Source organism: Pseudomonas sp. MT3 (assembly GCF_054720805.1).
Genome location: NZ_JBTVPY010000016.1, coordinates 99,948 through 116,748, shown reverse-complemented (window position 1 = coordinate 116,748; position 16,801 = coordinate 99,948). Strand labels below are relative to the sequence as shown.

The window sequence follows — 16,801 nt, the reverse complement described above, 5'->3', positions numbered from 1 at the left end:
TCCTTCGTGTGGGCGAGCGGAACCCCTGCGCGGCGGGGCACAGGGCGTCCTGTAGGGGGAGGGGTTACTCGAGCGAGGCCCGGACGGCGGCGAGGCCATCCTTGCCATCGAAGGTGGTCACGCCGTCGAGCCACTTCCGCAGGGGCTCGGGATGCGCCTTGAGCCACGCCCTGGCGGCATCCACCGGCGGCGTGCGACTCAGGATCGGTTCCATTACCTGGCTGACCTGCTCGCTGCTGAAGCTCAGGTTGTGCAGCAGCCTGGCGACGTTGCCGCACTGCTGCTGGTAGCCGCCGGCAGTCATGATGGAGACGGTGGCGGCACCCTCGTTGGGGCCGAACACATCGTCGCTGCCGGTGAGGTATTTCATGTCGATCTGCAGGTTCATCGGGTGCGGTTTCCAACCGAAGAACACCACCCACTGCTTGCGCTTGATGGCGCGCTTGACCGCGGTGAGCATGCCGGCCTCGCTGGATTCGACGACCTGGAAGCCCTTCAGGCCGAACTGGTCCTTGGCGATCATGGCGGCGGTGATGCGATTGGAGCCGCTGCCCGGCTCGATCAGGTAGATCTTGTTGCCCAACTGGTCCCTGAATTTCGCGATGTCGGCGAAGGTTTTCAGGCCGCCGTCGTAGACGTAGGCCGGCACGGCATAGGTGGACTGCGCATCGGCCAGGGTGGGCGGGGTGATGACGTCGATCTGCTGCTTGTCGAGGTAGGGCTTGGCGACCGGTTGCATGGTCGGCTGCCAGTAGCCGAGGAAGAGGTCCAGTTGCTTGTCGGCCATGCCGGCCAGGATGATCTGTTGCGAGGCGCTGGTCTGCTTGACCTGGTAGCCCAGGCCGTCGAGCACCGCTTCGGCGACGGCGCTGCTGGCCACCACATCCGTCCAGTTCACCGAACCCATGCGCACGTTCTGGCACTGCGCGGGCTCGGCGGCCCAGGTGGCGTTGGCGGCGACTAACAGCGCTGCGCAGCCGACCGCTTTGATCGATAGCTTCATGACATCTCCCACAAGGCCTTTGCGGCGTTGGTTATCGTTGTTTTTGTCATGCGGTCCCTCACGGGGGACTGGTCTTCACGTTACGCAGCGCCAGGCCGGGCGAATCGCACTGGTGCGACCTGCTCTTGCACGGTAGCGACCTCCCCGATTGCCAGTGCCGGCCAATTGCACTATGCCAATCGAACGCCACCCGACCGCCGCCCCGAATCGCACGGTATCCGCCATGTCCCAAGACTTCTGGTTCCTGCTGTTGCCCGGCTTTTCCGTGATGGGTTTCGTCTCCGCCGTGGAGCCGCTGCGGGTGGCCAACCGCTTTCGCGGCGAGCTGTACCGCTGGCACCTGATGAGTCTGGACGGCGGTCCGGTATTGGCCAGCAATGGCATGTCGATGAACGCCGACAGCGGCCTGGAGGCACTCAAGCCGGGCGATACGCTGCTGCTGGTGGCCGGTTTCGAGCCGCTGCGCGCCAGCACCCCGGCGCTGCTGCACTGGCTGCGCCGGCTCGACCGCGCCGGCGTGATCCTGGGCGGCATCGACACCGGCAGCTTCGTGCTGGCCGAGGCCGGACTGCTGGCGCGCCAGCGCTGCACGGTGCACTGGGAGGCGCTGGAGGCCTTTCGGGAAACCTATCCACAGGTGCAGGCGACCCAGGAGCTGTTCGAGATCGACGGGCCGCGCATCACCTGCGCCGGCGGCACCGCGTCCATCGACCTGATGCTCGACCTGATCGCCCAGGACCACGGCCCGGCGCTGGCGGTGCAGGTGTCCGAGCAGTTCGTGGTCAGCCGCATCCGCACCCGCCAGGACCACCAGCGCTTGCAGGTGGCCAGCCGCTATGGGGTGAGCAATCGCAAGCTGGCGCGGGTGATCGACGAGATGGAGCGCCACACCGAGCCGCCGCTCTCCACGCTGGAACTGGCGGAGCACATCCGGGTCAGCCGGCGCCAGTTGGAGCGCCTGTTCCGCCTGCACCTGCAGGACACCCCGTCGAACTTCTACCTCGGCCTGCGCCTGGACAAGGCGCGCCAACTGCTGCGGCAAACCGACATGAGCGTGCTGGAGATCGGCGTGGCCTGCGGCTTCGAGACGCCGTCGTACCTGTCGCGCAGCTACCGGGCGAAGTTCGGGGTATGTCCGAGCCAGGACCGGGCGGGATTGCGCAAGGTGGCGGGCAGTCATGACGTTGCGGCCAAGAGCCCCTCTCCCCAGCCCTCCCCCTGAAGGGAGAGGGTAATCTCAGCCACGAACGCTCAGAGAAGGACAGTAGCTCCTATTAATGGGGCTCAATTGCCGAGGCCGATACTGTAGGAGCGAGCTTGCTCGCGAACCGCCCAGCACCGGAGCTTTCTGCGAACCCCGTTCGCGAGCAAGCTCGCTCCTACAGAACAACAAGAACGTCGTTTCACTATTGGCAATATCTGTGGGGTCACCGTCATTTACCTCAACCGGGGCCGGGCGGAGTATGGAGACCAGCTTCCAGCCTCACTGTCTTGGAGACCACCATGAACGAAGCCCGTCCCCCTCTCCCACCCTTCACCCGGGAAACCGCCATCCAGAAAGTCCGCCTCGCCGAGGACGGCTGGAACAGCCGCGATCCGCAGCGTGTTTCGCTGGCCTACAGCCCGGACAGCCGCTGGCGCAACCGTGCGACCTTCGTCCAGGGCCGCGCGCAGATCGTCGAATTTCTCACCGGCAAATGGGTCCGCGAGCAGCAGTACCGGCTGATCAAGGAACTCTGGGCCTTCACCGACAACCGCATCGCCGTGCGCTTCGCTTACGAATGGCACGACGACTCGGGCAACTGGTTCCGCTCCTACGGCAACGAGAACTGGGCGTTCGATGAGAACGGCCTGATGTTCGAGCGCCACGCCAGCATCAACGACCTGCCGATCCGCGAGGACCAGCGCCTGTTCCGCTGGCCACAGGGGCGCCGGCCCGACGGTCACCCGTCGCTGAGCGACCTGGGGCTGTAGTCCGGCGGGACGACAGGGGACTCGTAAAGCGTCTAACTCGACGGTTGCCGTGCGTGATTTGTTAGCCTGCTCACGAAATTGAGTCAGCATGATGCGCCGCGGAGTCCGGCTCCCGCGCATACCCGACGGCGCTGCACTATCGTTGAACGGCGCAACGTCCCTGCAAAAGGTTTCCAGCATGCTTCTACGCCCGCTCCTGTCGTCCCTCGCACTGGCCATCGGCCTGGCGCTCGGCCATCCCGTCGCGCTGGCGGCCGAGGCCCCGCCAGCCGCCGCCGAGCTGAAGTGGCCGCGCGACTTCCCCCTGGGCGAGCAGCACGTACAGATCTTCCAGCCCCAGGTGGAAGGCTGGGACGGCACCCGCATGAGCGGCCGCGCGGCGATCGCCGTGGGCACCGCCAATGCCGCGCCGACCTATGGCGTGGCGCTGTTCTCCGCCGCCGCCGCCATCGAAAAGGACAGCGGCCTGGTGCAGCTCACCGACATCCGTATCGACAAGGTGGAAGTCCCTACCGCGCCGGGCAGCGCCGGCAAGGTGCGCGACGCCCTGCTCGCGCACCTGCCCAAGGACGGCCTGACCGTCTCCCTGGACGAGCTGCAGGCCAGCTACGCGGTGAACCAGCAGTTGGACAAGCTGCGCCACGTCGAGGTGAAGAACGACGCGCCGCAGATCGTCTTCGCCACCACCCCGACACTGCTGGTGATGATCGATGGCCAGCCGAACTGGCAATCGCTGCCGAGCAGCGACTTCGAGCGCGTGATCAACAGCCGCGTGCTGATCCTGCGTGACGCCCAGGGCAACCATTACCTGCAGGCGGCGGGCAGTTGGTACACGGCCCAGGCGCTGGACGGCAACTGGCTGGTGCTGAGCCGGCCGCCCCAGGCGCTGGTCAACGCCGAGCAGGTCGCCAGCAAGAACGGTCCGGTGGACGCGCTGCTGCCCAAGGACGGCAAGAAGCCGGCGAAGGCGCCGGCGATACGGGTCGCCACCCAGCCCACCGAACTGATCGTCAGCAATGGCACCGCGCAGATGGCACCGGTGGACGGCGTCAGCCTGCTGACGATGCAGAACGCCGACCACGCGGTGTTCGTCGATCCCACCCACAACACCTGGTACGTACTGGTGTCCGGCCGCTGGTTCAGCGGCCCCGGCGAACAAGGTCCGTGGCAGTTCGTCGAAGGCAAGGACCTGCCTGCGGACTTCGCGAAGATTTCACCCAGGGATCCGAAGGCCAACGTGCTGGTTTCGGTGCCCGGTACGCCGCAGGCCAAGGAAGCCGCCATTGCCGCGAGCATCCCGCAGACCGCCAGCGTGTCGCGCAGCAAGACGACGCTGCAGGTGCACTACGACGGCGCGCCGAACTTCCAGCCGATCTCCGGCACCAGCCTGAGTTATGCGGTCAACACCCCGACGCCCGTGATCGAAGTGGCGCCCAACCAGTTCTACGCGGTGAGCAATGGCGTCTGGTTCGTCGCCCCCAGTGCCACCGGCGCCTGGCAGGTGGCGACCGAGGTGCCGACGGTGATCTACGGCATCCCGCCCAGCTCGCCGGTGTACTACGTGACCTACGTGCACATCTACTCGGTGACCCCGCAGACCGTGGTGGTGGGCTACACGCCCGGTTACCTGGGCGTGGTGGTGAACAGCGACGGTACGGTGGTCTACGGCACCGGCTACACCTACCCGGCGTACGTCAGCAGCACCGTGTACTACGGCTACCCGCCGACCTACGGCTACGGCGCCGGCTTTGCCGTGGGCGCGCTGACCGGGTTCGCCTTCGGCTTCGCCGCCGGCGCCTGGTGGGGGGCGCCCGAGCCCTACTGGGGACCGTACTGGGGCCCCTACCCGGCCGGCGGCTGGAGCTACACCAACATCAACCAGGCGAACTTCTACGGCCGCTGGGGCCAGGGCTCCGTCACCCACGCCTACGGCTATAACGGCTGGACCGGCACCCAGTGGCAGGGTAGCTCGGCCATCGGCTACAACCCGCGCACCGGCACGCGCTTCCAGGGCGCCCAGGGCGCGGCCTTCAACCCCTACACCGACCGCGGCGCCGCCGGCCGCCGCGGCGCTTACGCCAATGCTTCCACCGGCATGTCCGGTGCGGGCCGCAGCGGTGTCGCCTATGACCGCGACTCGGGCGACTTCGAGGCGGGCCAGCAGGGCATCAAGCACAACGCCCAGACCGGCCGGACCACCATCGCCGAACGCGGCATCTCCGGGGACGTGGACGACGGTCGCGGCAGCTACGACCGCCAGAACCAGGGCATCACCTACAACCGCCGCACCGGCAACGCCGTGGCCTGGAAGAATGGCGACGTCTACGCCGGCCACGACGGCAACGTCTACCAGCACACCCAGGGCGGAGGCTGGCAGAAGCACACCGATACGGGCTGGCAACCCGTCCAACCGAGCCAGGACACCGTGCGCAGCCAGCTCGACCAGCAACGGCAGTCCCGCCAACTGGGCCAGCAGCGTTTCGGCCAGACCCAGCGCCAATGGGGCAGTGGCGGGTTCGGTGGCGGACATTTCGGCGGTGGTCACTTCGGTGGAGGAGGATTCCGCCGCTGACGCTGTGGACAAGGTTTTCCACAGCGCGACAGGCTGTGGAAAATCCGCCGGGCAGGGCTGAAAAACTTATCCACACGCCTTGCCCTCTCCCTCGGCAGCTCGGCAAGATGCCCGCTTACAGCCATCTTGCGGGGTCGCCGTGACCGCTCTGTTCCAGGCCCTCTGGCCATTGTTCGCACTGATCGTCGGCGGCTACGTACTGCGTCGCAAGGGGTTCCCCGGCGAGGCGTTCTGGCCCGCCGCCGAGCGACTCAACTATTTCATCCTCTTCCCCGCGCTACTGGCCAGCAGCCTGGCCAATGCGCCGCTGAGCGATCCGGGCCTGGCCCGCCAGGCGCTGGCGGTGATGCTCGGCCTGGGCAGCGCCTGGGCCGTCCTGCTGATCGCCAAACGCCTGCGCGGCTGGCATGCGCCGCGCTTCGGCGCCATCGCCCAGGGCGTGCTGCGCTTCAACACCTACCTGGGGCTAGCTGCGGTGGGCAGCCTGTACGGCAAGCCGGGCCTGACCCTGGCCGCGCTGATGCTGGCGCTGATGGTGCCGACGGTGAACGTGATGTCGGTGTGGGCGCTGACCGCCGAGCGCGGCATCAGCCTGCGCGCGCTGCTGCTGCCGATCGCGAAGAATCCGTTGATCCTCGCCTGCGTGGCCGGCGCGCTGCTCAATGTGACGAGTATCGGGCTGCCCGGCGGCAGCGACCGGCTGTTCAACCTGCTGGCGGTGGCCAGCCTGCCGCTGGGCCTGCTCTGCGTGGGTGCGGCGTTGCAGCCGCAGGAGCTGCGCGCGGAGGTCCCGGCGCTGGGCTGGAACTGCGCGATCCGCCTGCTGGCCATGCCGTTGCTGGCTTTCGCCATCGCCCGCCTGCTCGCCCTGCCGACGCTGGAAAGCGCGCTGCTGGTGCTGTTCTTCGCCCTGCCTACCGCGCCGACGGCCTATGTGCTCACCCGCCAACTGGGCGGCGAGAGCCACCTGATGGCGGGGATCATCACCCTGCAGACGTTGCTGGCGGGCGCCAGCCTGCTGCTGGTGATGGGGGCGATCCAGGCGCTCGGCTGACCCGCTCCCGCAAAGGCCGAAAACTTATCCACATGACGCACCGTTCCTACGAAAATCTGCTCCGATCAACGGCATCCTCCGGCGAAAGCCTGCTGAAAGCTTGACCCCCTAGCATCGCCTCCTCGGCCCCCCGGCCAGGTTTCGCACAAAAACAACAATCGGTGATTGCCATGTTCCGTTCCCTGTCCTCCCCCGCTCCGCTCGCGCCGCGCCCATTCCTTCGCAGCCATCGCTGACATCCGCGCCGATACGGAGTTATCCCCATGCTGACTTTCCTCGCCTTCGCCATGGTGGCGACCTTCATGTTCCTGATCATGACCAAGCGGTTGTCGGCGCTGATCGCGCTGATCCTGGTCCCGATCTCCTTCGCCCTGCTCGGTGGCTTCGCCGCGGGCCTGGGGCCGATGATGCTGGACGGCATCCGCACCCTGGCGCCCACCGGCGTGATGCTGATGTTCGCCATCCTCTACTTCGCCATCATGATCGACTCGGGTCTGTTCGATCCGGCGGTACGCAAGATCCTCAAGCTGGTGAAGGGCGACCCGCTGAAGGTCTCGATGGGCACCGCCGCGCTGGCGATGATCGTCTCGCTGGACGGCGACGGTTCGACCACCTACATGATCTGCGTGGCCGCCGTGCTGCCGCTGTACGGCCGGCTGGGCATGAGCCCACTGCTGATGGCGTGCCTGATCATGCTTTCCAGCGGCGTGCTGAACATGACGCCCTGGGGCGGCCCCACGGCCCGCGCCGCCAGCGCCCTGCACGTGGACCCGGCGGACATCTTCGTGCCGATGATTCCGGCCATGCTCGCCGGCATCGTCGCGATCTTCGCCATCGCCTGGGTCTATGGCAAACGCGAGCGCGCACGCCTGGGCGAGCTGCACCTGCCGACCGACCATGAGTCGCTGGCCGACGTCAGCGTCTCGCAGTACCCCGAGGCGCGCCGGCCGAAGCTGCTGTGGTTCAACGGCGCCCTCACGCTGGTGCTGATGGCCACGCTGATCGCCGGCCTGCTGCCGATGCCGGTTCTGTTCATGATCGCCTTCGGTATCGCGATGATCGTGAACTATCCCTGCATCATGGAGCAGAAAAAGCGCATCGGCGCCCACGCCGAAAACGTCCTGGCGGTGGTTTCGCTGATCTTCGCCGCCGGGGTGTTCACCGGCATCCTGCAGGGCACCGGCATGGTCGAAGCGATGTCCAAGGGCCTGCTGGCGGTGATTCCGCCGTCGATGGGGCCGTATCTGGCGACCATCACGGCACTGGTGAGCATGCCGTTCACCTTCTTCATGTCGAATGACGCTTTCTACTACGGCGTGCTCCCGGTACTCTCCCAGGCCGCCGCGCAGTACGGCATCACCCCGGTGGAAATGGCCCGCGCCTCCATCGTCGGCCAGCCGGTACACTTGCTCAGCCCACTGGTGCCCTCGACCTACCTGCTGGTAGGCCTGGCCAAGGTGGACTTCGGCGACCATCAGCGCTTCACCCTCAAGTGGGCCGTGCTGGTCTGCCTGGCGATCCTGGCTGCCGCGCTGGTTCTGGGCCTGTTTCCCCTGTTCAACGACTGATTCGAGTAACCCGTAATGGAATGGCTGACGAGCCCTGAAATCTGGATTGCGTTCTTCACCCTGACCGCCCTGGAGATCGTCCTGGGCATCGACAACATCATCATGATTTCCATCCTGGTCGGCCGCATGCCCAAGCACATGCAGCCGCGCACGCGCTTCTTCGGGCTGGCGCTGGCGATGGTCACGCGCATCCTGCTGCTGCTGTCGATCACCTGGGTGATGCGCCTGACCGCCGACCTCTTCCAGGTGCTCGGCCAGGGCATTTCCGGGCGCGACCTGATCCTGTTCTTCGGCGGCCTGTTCCTCCTGTGGAAAAGCAGCAGCGAGATCTACCACGGCCTGGAAGGCGAAGACGAAACCGAGGGCGAACCCAAGAGCATGATGGGCGGCTTCATCGGCACCATCATCCAGATCGCCATCATCGACATCGTGTTCTCCCTGGACTCGGTGATCACCGCCGTGGGCATGGTCTCCAACGTGCCGGTGATGGTCGCCGCGATCGTCGTCGCCGTACTGGTGATGATGCTGGCGGCCGGCGCCATCAGCGATTTCATCGACAAGCACCCGTCGCTGAAGATGCTCGCGCTGTCGTTCCTCATCGTGGTCGGCACCGTGCTGATCGCCGAAGCCTTCGAAGTCCACGTGCCCAAGGGCTACGTCTACTTCGCGATGGCCTTCTCGCTGGCGGTGGAAGCGCTGAACATCCGCATGCGCACCGCGCGCGGCAAGAAGGAAGATCCGGTGAAACTGCGCAAGGACATTCCGGGGCAGTAATTCACAAGTGCTATCCGCCGGCAGTGAATAACAGCCAGGCAATAAAAACCGGGCTATCCACAGCCCGGTTTATCCACGACACGTAGGCCCGCCTCAAGGACGTGCGACCGGCTCCGGCCAGTTCAGCACGCCCTTGTCGTTGAAGCGCACCGTACCGAACAGACCGCCGGCCAGCTTGCCGTTGATCTCGTAGGGCATGCCCTGGCGCGGGGGCCCGCCGGACAGGCCCCAGGCCTGGCGGAAGGCGGAGAAGGCCGAGATGCTCACCGGCACGCTGATCACTTTTTCGCCAAAGCGCGGCACCTGCCCGCTGGCATCGCTCACCCCGCTGGCCAGCGGCTGGCCGTTGACCGCCAGGTCCAGGGCGATGCCGTTGTAGTCGATGGCATTGTCGTTGGGGTTCTGCACCCGCAGCTTCACGGCGAAACGCGCCTCCATGCCCTGTCCGGCGATGGGCTCCAGGCCGACTAGCTCGACCCGCAGCGGATCGCGCAGACCGAACAGGCTGCTGCACGCCCCCAGCGCCAGCAGCAGGGCGATCAGGCTGCCCCGCCGAACGATCTCTCGAATACCTCGCATGCCCACTCCTCGCTGATGAATGCCCTACCCGCCGGGGCGGATGCCCGACAGCGCTTGCGCTCCCGGTCATCTTATCCACAGGGCGCGGCATTCCTTCTGTTCCAGGTCAGACCACGCGCTGTGGACAGTTCACCGCCTACCTCTCACATCATGCCGCACGATGGCGCCGGATCAGCTTTACTCAAGCACAGGAACCCCAGCGAATCAGGCATTTGGCGAACCCTCAGGGAAAAACGGGGGTCTACCCAGACAGTTGGATGACAACGCCTGAATGCTGCCGTGTCCTTATCGGCCTTCCGCACTATCGGGTTGCGGGCGAGGTCGTCAGGGGCTGTTGAGGTCAGCGGCCCCGGAATGTGCGAGGGGGCCCGACATGCTCAAACTGCTCGATCTGCTCTCCGCCGTCGCCCTGTTGGTGTGGGGCACACATATCGTCCGCACCGGCATCCTCAGGGTCTACGGCACCCATCTGCGCCGCGTGCTGAGCCACAGCGTACAGAAACGGCCGCTGGCCTTCGCCGCCGGCATCGGCGTGACGGCGCTGGTGCAGAGCAGCAACGCCACTGCGCTGTTGGCGACCTCGTTCGTCGCCACCGGCCTGATGGCACTGGCTCCGGCCCTGGCGATCATGCTCGGCGCGGACGTCGGTACGGCGCTGATGGCGCGGGTGCTGACACTGGACCTGTCGTGGCTCTCGCCGCTGCTGATCTTCTTCGGGGTGATCCTTTTCCTCAGCCGCAAGCAGACCCGCGCCGGCCAGCTCGGTCGGGTGTTCATCGGCCTGGGGCTGATCATCCTGGCGCTGCAACTGATCGTCGCCGCCGCCGAGCCCATGACCCAAGCCAAGGGCGTGAAGGTGCTGTTCTCCAGCCTGACCGGCGATGTGATGCTCGATGCGCTGACCGGCGCGCTGTTTGCCATGATTTCCTATTCCAGCCTGGCCGCCGTGCTGCTCGCCGCAACCCTCGCCACCTCCAAGGTGATCTCGCTGCAGGTCGCGCTGTGCCTGGTGGTCGGCGCCAACCTTGGCAGCGGCATCCTCGCCCTGATCAGCTCGGCCTCGCAGAATGCCGCCGGCCGGCGCGTGGCCCTGGGCAGCCTGCTGTTCAAGTTCGCCGGCTGCCTGCTGGCGCTGCCGCTGGTGGGGCCGGTGGCCCACTGGATGGACGATTGGCCGTTCCGCACCCAGGAGCTGGTGATCGCCTTCCATGTGCTCTACAACGCTACCCGCTGCCTGGCCTGCCTGCCGCTCACCGAGCAGATGGCACAGTTGTGCACCCGGCTGATGCCCGACCGGCAGTCACCCGAAGACACCGTGCGCCCCCGCCACCTCGACCCGGCGGCACTGGACACGCCGAGCCTGGCGCTGATCAACGCGGTGCGCGAGACCCTGCGCATGGGCGACATCGTCGAACAGATGCTGAACCACCTGATGCAGGTTATCCACAGCGGCGATCCGCTGCTGGCCAAGCAGATCCGCAAGCAGGATGACGACGTCGACGCGCTCTACACCGCGATCAAGCTGTACCTGGCGCGCATGCCCCGCGAAGACCTGAGCGAGCCGGACAGTCGCCGCTGGGCCGAGATCATCGAACTGGCGATCAATCTGGAGCAGGCCGGCGACATCATCGAGCACATGCTCGGCGCCGTGCAGGACAAGAAGACGTCGCGCAGTCGCTCGTTCTCCGACAACGGCCTGGAAGAGATCACCACGCTGCATGGACAACTGGTCAGCAACCTGCGCCTTTCCCTGTCGGTGTTCCTCAACGGCGACCAGGAAGGCGCCCGGCGCCTGCGGCGCGCCAAGCAGCGCTTCCGCCTGCAGGAGCGCCACTACGCCCACGCCCATGTCGACCGCCTGCGCCAGCAGGTGGTGCAGAGTATCGAGACCAGCTCGCTGCACCTGGACCTGATCAGCGACATGAAGCGCCTGAACTCGCTGTTCTGCGCCATCGCCTACGCTGTGCTGGACAACCCGGACGCCAGCACCGGCAATGCCGGCGAAGACGAGGACCTCGCCCTGCGCGACGGCGCGCCGGCACAGGAGCAGCAGCCCTCGACACCGGGCTCCCGCGCGGCGAGTTGAAACCCGCCGACACCCGGATCGTTATGCGCGGCGCTCATTGGGCGCCGCGCACAACAGGTTACCCCCCAAGCCCAGGGTTAGGGCAGAATCCGCCGTCATGGACGCATGCTCTCAAACACAACGTACGCCCTCGGTCAGCGTCAGCCTGACTCAGGCCGTGCTGCTCGCCGCAGTCCGCCTCGGACTCGACCGCGAATCCCTGCTCGCCGCCAGCGGCCTGCAGGAAGCCCAGCTCGGCGACCCCGACGCGCGCATCGACTTTCCCCGCCAGGAATCGCTCTGGGGAGCGATCCAGTCCCGCCTGCCCAGCCACGAACCAGGCCTGGCGCTGGGCCGCGCACTGTCGTCGGCCTCCTTCAGCGCGTTGGGCTATCTGCTGCAGAGCAGCACGACCCTGGGCGAAGCCCTCGAGTCGGGGCTGCGCTATCAGCGTCTGGTCGGCGAAGGCGGCCAGGTAACGATCGAGCCGCAAGCCGAAGTCATCTGGGTTGCCTATCGCCCGCTCAATCCCGAGCAACCGGCCACCCGCGCCCGGGCGCTGGCCCTGCTGAGTTTCTGGGCGCGCCAGCTCAAGGCGTTGCTGCCCGGCCTGCAGCTCGCCGGCTGCCGTTTCATGCACCGCCAGCCGGAGCACCTGGATGACTACGCAACGGCCTTCGCCTGTCCGCTGCACTTCGATACCCAGGACTATGCCCTGGGCCTGCCCAAGGCGATGGCCGGCGTCGCCCTGCCGCAGGCCAATGCCTCACTGCGCGACCTGCTGCGCCAGCACGCCGAAGGGCTGCTGGCCCGCCTGCCCAGCGCCAGCGTCAGCGGCCGGGTGGTGGCGCTGCTCGGCGAACAACTCACCCGAGGCGAACCGGGCCGCGCGGCGGTGGCCAGCGAACTGGGCCTGAGCGAACGCACCCTGCAACGGCGCCTGGCCGAGGAAGGCAGCAGTTATCAACAACTGCTCGCCGACACTCGCCGGCAACTGGCGGAGCGTTATCTCAGCGAAGGCAACCTGCCGGCCACCGATATCGCCGCGTTGCTCGGCTACTCCGAACCCAGCGTGTTCTTCCGCGCCTTCCGCAATTGGACGAGGCTGACCCCGGGCGAGTACCGCCAGCTCCGCCGCCGCTCGGACAACAGCTGAGACCTTCTCCAGGACTGGCTTTCCACAGGCTTGTCTACAGCCTATCCACAGGCTTTGGCGGATAGGCTGGGGGTCAGCCTTTCATCCCACGGGCATCGAGGAAGGCCAGGAACGCCTCCCGGCTGGAATAGCGCGGCTGGTACCCGAACACCTCCTTGAGCCGCCGGTTGTCCAGCACCGGCCGGTAGCGCAGGAAGTCCACCTGTTCCGGGCCGTAGCTCGACAGTCCCAGCGGCTTGAGCAGCCCAAGCCCGGCGCGCAGCAGCGGTGCCGGCCAGGATCGGTAGGGCTTGCCGAGCAGTTCGGCGATCTCGCGCAGCGACAGCGCGCCATCGCCCGCCAGGTTGTAGATGCCCTCGCTGCCCTGCTCCAGGCCCTGGCGAATGACGTTCACCACATCCTGGTCCCAGATGAATACGAAACGGCTGGAATGGCCGGTGACGCCCAGCAGCTTGCGCTGGTCGAACAGCTCGATGAGCGGGTTATGCACACGCCGGCCGAGAATGGTGCCCGGCCTCAGGATCAGTTGCTTGAGCTGTGGATAACGTTGCCGCATATCGGCCAGCAACTGCTCGATCTCCTGCTTGTGGCGGACATGGAGGAAGCGCGGATGGCCCCGCAGCGGCTGGCTCTCGTCGATCCATTCGGCGTTGTCGGGGTGATAGCCGTAAGCGGCGCCGGAACTGGTAACGATCAGTTGTTGCACGCCGGCCTCGCAGGCGGCTTCGATCAACGCCTTGGTGCCGCCGACCTCGACGGCATACCGCTGCGCCTCGGACATCTCCCGCGGCGGATTGATCACCGCGGCAAGATGCACGATGGCCTCGGGACGCCATTTCTCCATGCAGTACCGCACTTTGGCGGGCACGCTGACGTCCAGTTGCAACGGTTCGATGTTCGGGCGCAGGCCCTGCGAACTCAGGCAACGGACATCGGCGGCGATCAGCGTCCAGTCGAGATGCTGCACGGCCAGCTCATTGAGCAGGCTCTGACCAAGGAAACCGGCCGCACCGGTAATCAGGACACGCATGGAGCCTCCGAATCGCTGCTGCCACTACGAACGGCCTGTTCCGCCGTCGCCAGAGGGTAATTCCGCCTCGCGAACGCCCTCAGTGACGATAGAAGCCGTGGGCGATGATGCAAGAGGCCAGCCGTAGGGCGGATTACGGGTGGGTTCGAGCCAGTCAATCCGCTATTCTCGTCGCTTTGCGTCCAGGCTCCCGCCCATGCGTTGGTTGTTGTTCCCCCTGCTGTCCCTGCTGCTTGCTGGCTGGTCATCCGCCGACCAGCGCCAGACGGTCGAGGCCTATCAGCTGGAAAACGGCATGGGCGTGCTGTTCAAGCCCACCCGCGAGAAGGGTCACGTCTCCATCCGGCTGATCGTCGGCGTCGGTTTCAGCGATTTCTCCTGCCATGACCGCCAGTTGCCGCACCTGATGGAACACCTGTTCTTCAGCGGCCTGGACGGCGGCGACGAGGCCGATCTGGAAGCCCGCATGCAGGCCCTGGGCGGACAGTGGAATGCCTATACCAGTGAAGGCGATACCGCCTTTGTCGTCGAGTCGCCGGCCGCCACCCAGCGCCAGGTACTCGACCTGCTGCTGGAAGCCATCACCCGCACTCGACTGGACGCCCGCAAGATCGCATCGGCCAAGCAAGTACTGGTGCGCGAGGACGGCGGCCACTATTCGCACCTGCAGCGCTGGCTCGATCACCAGAACGTCAGCCGCGCCGGCCAGGAACAGCTTGCCGTGGAGCTGGGGCTGGCCTGCGCCGAACGCGCTCCGCTCGAGCACCTGAACCAGGCCCAGCTGGATCAGGTGCGCAAGGACTGGTACGTGCCGAGCAACATGACGCTGATCATCGTCGGCGACCTCGACCCGCGCCTGCCGGTGTACCTGGGCCGCACCTACGGCGCCCTGGTCGATCACGACACCCCCGAGCGCCGCGAGCTGCCGGAGATGAAGGGGGCGGCCGAGCGCCAGCGCACGCTGACCACCCGCCTGTTCGGCGAGAGCGTGGTGCTGCACTGGATATTCCCCGAACCCGGGGATGCCGATGGCGCATCCCTGGACCTCCTGCAGGCCTACCTGAACGACGCGCTATACACCGAACTGCGGGTTCGTCGCGAGCTGTCGTACGGTCCGTGGAGCGAGCGCAGTGCATGGGCCAACCAGGGTTTCCTCAGCCTCAACGCGGACATCGAGCGTGACGATCAGGACGCCACGCTCAAGGCGTTGCACGGGGTGGTGGACAGGATTCGCCACGACGGGCTGGACCCGGCGCGTTTCAGTCGCATCCAGCGCGTGGCGCGAGCCCAGTTGGCCTGGAGCACACCCGGCAACGCGACGCTGGCGGATTATTACTGGGGCGCGCTGGGCGACTTCGATGACGGCCGCTTCCCCGACGAGGACAAACGCCTGGCGAAAGTCAGCCTGCCGCAGGTGAACACCCTGGCGCAGCGGCTGTTCAAGGACGACGGCTACCTGCGCATCGAGAAACCGCTGCTGGACGACGATGCGATCTATCCACTGGCAGCCGTGGCCGCGCTGCTGATCGCCGTATTGCTGGGCCTGGCATTGTGGCGCCGGCGAGGCTGACGCCCCGCCGGAGCAGAGGACTTACAGGGCCAGGCGGCGAATCACCTGGCAGGCATCGTCTGGATCGAGTTGGGCGTGGAAGCCCAATTCACGGGACATGTCACGGATATCACGATCCATAGAGGAGTCGATCGAGTACATCTGGCGGAAGCCGTTGCGCTTGGCGACGTCGATCAGGTGGCGCATCAGCGCGACATCCAGGCCCATTTGCTTCCACTCGTCGGCGATGGTCACCGCGCACTCGCACAACTGACCGTCCACCGCCGCATAACGACTGATGCCGACTTCCCGCAGTTCACCGTCCACATGCGTCAGCGCAATGAACGCCATAGTGCGCTGGTAATCCACATCCATCAGGCGATCGAGCAGCTTGTCGTCGATCTTCACTTCGCCGTGGAAGCGGAATTTGCGGGTCATGGGCGACAGGCGCTCGAGGAACAGGCGCTCACGCTCACGGTCCTCCGAGCGCAGCGGGCGGATCAGCACATGGCTGCCGTCATCGAGGGTCTCTATCCAGTGATCGGCGCCGACAGCCGCGAGGGCTGCAAGCTCCGCAGGGTTGCTGTGGGTAATCATGACGCGGTCTCCGCTGACGAAGAGGGATTGGGTTGACCCTATCCTTCTCCCTCTCCTCCCGAGCGGGCCTGACTTGAGTCAAGGTCATCCAGGTCAGCCGTGAGGCAGAACGCCGCAGTGGCGTCCGTTGCCGACGGCCGCCAGTGAGCCGTCCCGCACGCGGGCACCCTTGAACAGAACCCGGGTGGCGAGCAGGCCGGCAAACACCACGGCCACCTCCGGTCAGTCGGTACCGTACTTGGGCGAGCGTGGACCGTACAGCAGTCCCCCGTTGTGTCCGGCGGACAACAGGCGGGCACCGGTGATACCGGCGATCGGGTAGCTGGCGTCTTCCTGGGCGCTGGAGATGATCTGCTTCACTGCAGCGCTGATCAGCATGCCGACCAGGCCGCCGCTGTTCTGGCTGCCCTCCTCGCTGGAAGCGGTGGCGGTACCGGTCCAGAGGGTGGTTCCGGAACGCAGGTCGACCAGGCGGGCGCTCGCGGTAACGATGCTTGCGCTGCTCAGCACCATGTAGCTGGTGCCGTACTCGGTGACGGTGACGTAGAGCCCGGCATCGGCGCCGAAGATTTCGCGCAGTTTGCCGGCGGGCAACTGGTGGATGTCAGCGGGAGTGCTCACGCCGTTCTGGCGGAAGGTTTCATCCACAAGGGCAACCGGCAGCACGTAGTATCCCGCCTCGGCCAGCGGGTAGGTGATCTGCGAAAGCATGCCGTAGGAAGCCTTCACGTCCGGCGACTCGTTGAGCGGCGGCAGCACCAGGATCGACTTCGGGCGGCTCTGCTTGAAGGCGGAGTAGTCCACGGTCTTCTGCGGTGCACAACCCGCGAGCAGGGCCAGGGCGAACAGACCGGCGAGAACCTTGATCCTATGCATCATC

General features: G+C 66.3%; 14 protein-coding genes. 9 read left to right on the top strand and 5 right to left on the bottom strand.

Annotated elements, in window-relative coordinates; translation table 11 throughout:
• Window positions 1-64: 64 nt before the first annotated feature.
• Window positions 65-1,003, bottom strand: a complete 939-nt coding sequence (locus ACYCAX_RS17675; RefSeq protein WP_294973901.1) for a choline ABC transporter substrate-binding protein — start codon at window positions 1,001-1,003, stop codon at window positions 65-67.
• Between the two features lie 223 nt (window positions 1,004-1,226).
• On the opposite strand from ACYCAX_RS17675, the gene ACYCAX_RS17670 reads away from it, so the two are divergent.
• From ACYCAX_RS17670 to ACYCAX_RS17645, 6 genes are all read left to right on the top strand, one after another.
• Window positions 1,227-2,225 (top strand): GlxA family transcriptional regulator, encoded by a 999-nt coding sequence (locus ACYCAX_RS17670; protein ID WP_294973904.1) that lies wholly within the window; start codon window positions 1,227-1,229, stop codon window positions 2,223-2,225.
• A gap of 281 nt (window positions 2,226-2,506) precedes the next feature.
• Complete coding sequence (locus ACYCAX_RS17665; RefSeq protein WP_015479738.1) at window positions 2,507-2,977, top strand: nuclear transport factor 2 family protein; 471 nt, start codon at window positions 2,507-2,509, stop codon at window positions 2,975-2,977.
• A 178-nt stretch (window positions 2,978-3,155) separates the two neighbouring features.
• On the top strand, window positions 3,156-5,549 hold the full coding sequence (locus ACYCAX_RS17660) for a carbohydrate-binding family V/XII (RefSeq protein WP_460248492.1): 2,394 nt from the start codon (window positions 3,156-3,158) through the stop codon (window positions 5,547-5,549).
• 79 nt (window positions 5,550-5,628) lie between these two features.
• The gene (locus ACYCAX_RS17655; RefSeq protein WP_460248491.1) at window positions 5,629-6,603 is read left to right on the top strand and encodes an AEC family transporter; all 975 of its coding nucleotides are present in this window, start codon (window positions 5,629-5,631) and stop codon (window positions 6,601-6,603) included.
• 263 nt (window positions 6,604-6,866) lie between these two features.
• Entirely contained in the window at window positions 6,867-8,171 is a 1,305-nt protein-coding gene (locus ACYCAX_RS17650) for a CitMHS family transporter (RefSeq protein ID WP_294973915.1), read from the top strand.
• Window positions 8,172-8,186: 15 nt separating this feature from the next.
• Window positions 8,187-8,945, top strand: coding sequence for a TerC family protein (locus ACYCAX_RS17645; RefSeq protein ID WP_015479742.1), 759 nt, complete (start codon window positions 8,187-8,189; stop codon window positions 8,943-8,945).
• 93 nt (window positions 8,946-9,038) lie between these two features.
• Here ACYCAX_RS17645 and ACYCAX_RS17640 read toward each other — a convergent pair whose 3' ends face one another.
• The gene (locus ACYCAX_RS17640) at window positions 9,039-9,524 is read right to left on the bottom strand and encodes an LEA/WHy family protein (protein ID WP_294973920.1); all 486 of its coding nucleotides are present in this window, start codon (window positions 9,522-9,524) and stop codon (window positions 9,039-9,041) included.
• A 373-nt stretch (window positions 9,525-9,897) separates the two neighbouring features.
• Between ACYCAX_RS17640 and ACYCAX_RS17635 the strand changes: the two genes are divergently transcribed.
• Together ACYCAX_RS17635 and ACYCAX_RS17630 are read left to right on the top strand one after the other, a co-directional pair.
• Window positions 9,898-11,610, top strand: coding sequence for a Na/Pi cotransporter family protein (locus tag ACYCAX_RS17635; protein WP_015479744.1), 1,713 nt, complete (start codon window positions 9,898-9,900; stop codon window positions 11,608-11,610).
• A gap of 97 nt (window positions 11,611-11,707) precedes the next feature.
• Entirely contained in the window at window positions 11,708-12,745 is a 1,038-nt protein-coding gene (locus ACYCAX_RS17630) for an AraC family transcriptional regulator (protein WP_041712282.1), read from the top strand.
• A 73-nt stretch (window positions 12,746-12,818) separates the two neighbouring features.
• Here the strand turns inward: ACYCAX_RS17630 and ACYCAX_RS17625 are convergent, their stop codons facing one another.
• A complete protein-coding gene (locus ACYCAX_RS17625; protein WP_015479746.1) occupies window positions 12,819-13,775 on the bottom strand; it encodes an NAD-dependent epimerase/dehydratase family protein in 957 nt (318 codons plus the stop codon).
• A gap of 196 nt (window positions 13,776-13,971) precedes the next feature.
• On the opposite strand from ACYCAX_RS17625, the gene ACYCAX_RS17620 reads away from it, so the two are divergent.
• Window positions 13,972-15,345 (top strand): M16 family metallopeptidase, encoded by a 1,374-nt coding sequence (locus ACYCAX_RS17620; RefSeq protein WP_460248490.1) that lies wholly within the window; start codon window positions 13,972-13,974, stop codon window positions 15,343-15,345.
• A 21-nt stretch (window positions 15,346-15,366) separates the two neighbouring features.
• On the opposite strand, the gene ACYCAX_RS17615 is transcribed toward ACYCAX_RS17620, so the two are convergent.
• Entirely contained in the window at window positions 15,367-15,921 is a 555-nt protein-coding gene (locus tag ACYCAX_RS17615) for a GNAT family N-acetyltransferase (RefSeq protein WP_015479748.1), read from the bottom strand.
• 222 nt (window positions 15,922-16,143) lie between these two features.
• Window positions 16,144-16,797, bottom strand: coding sequence for a DUF799 domain-containing protein (locus tag ACYCAX_RS17610; RefSeq protein WP_015479749.1), 654 nt, complete (start codon window positions 16,795-16,797; stop codon window positions 16,144-16,146).
• Window positions 16,798-16,801 lie beyond the last annotated feature (4 nt).

What these genes read in the sequence shown, in the direction of transcription:
- ACYCAX_RS17675 (WP_294973901.1), bottom strand. Translation starts at nt 1,003, where the DNA reads ATGAAGCTATCGATCAAAGCGGTCGGCTGCGCAGCGCTGTTAGTCGCC.
- ACYCAX_RS17635 (WP_015479744.1), top strand. Translation starts at nt 9,898, where the DNA reads ATGCTCAAACTGCTCGATCTGCTCTCCGCCGTCGCCCTGTTGGTGTGG.
- ACYCAX_RS17630 (WP_041712282.1), top strand. Translation starts at nt 11,708, where the DNA reads ATGGACGCATGCTCTCAAACACAACGTACGCCCTCGGTCAGCGTCAGC.
- ACYCAX_RS17660 (WP_460248492.1), top strand. Translation starts at nt 3,156, where the DNA reads ATGCTTCTACGCCCGCTCCTGTCGTCCCTCGCACTGGCCATCGGCCTG.
- ACYCAX_RS17625 (WP_015479746.1), bottom strand. Translation starts at nt 13,775, where the DNA reads ATGCGTGTCCTGATTACCGGTGCGGCCGGTTTCCTTGGTCAGAGCCTG.
- ACYCAX_RS17615 (WP_015479748.1), bottom strand. Translation starts at nt 15,921, where the DNA reads ATGATTACCCACAGCAACCCTGCGGAGCTTGCAGCCCTCGCGGCTGTC.
- ACYCAX_RS17645 (WP_015479742.1), top strand. Translation starts at nt 8,187, where the DNA reads ATGGAATGGCTGACGAGCCCTGAAATCTGGATTGCGTTCTTCACCCTG.
- ACYCAX_RS17610 (WP_015479749.1), bottom strand. Translation starts at nt 16,797, where the DNA reads ATGCATAGGATCAAGGTTCTCGCCGGTCTGTTCGCCCTGGCCCTGCTC.
- ACYCAX_RS17650 (WP_294973915.1), top strand. Translation starts at nt 6,867, where the DNA reads ATGCTGACTTTCCTCGCCTTCGCCATGGTGGCGACCTTCATGTTCCTG.
- ACYCAX_RS17640 (WP_294973920.1), bottom strand. Translation starts at nt 9,524, where the DNA reads ATGCGAGGTATTCGAGAGATCGTTCGGCGGGGCAGCCTGATCGCCCTG.
- ACYCAX_RS17620 (WP_460248490.1), top strand. Translation starts at nt 13,972, where the DNA reads ATGCGTTGGTTGTTGTTCCCCCTGCTGTCCCTGCTGCTTGCTGGCTGG.
- ACYCAX_RS17670 (WP_294973904.1), top strand. Translation starts at nt 1,227, where the DNA reads ATGTCCCAAGACTTCTGGTTCCTGCTGTTGCCCGGCTTTTCCGTGATG.
- ACYCAX_RS17665 (WP_015479738.1), top strand. Translation starts at nt 2,507, where the DNA reads ATGAACGAAGCCCGTCCCCCTCTCCCACCCTTCACCCGGGAAACCGCC.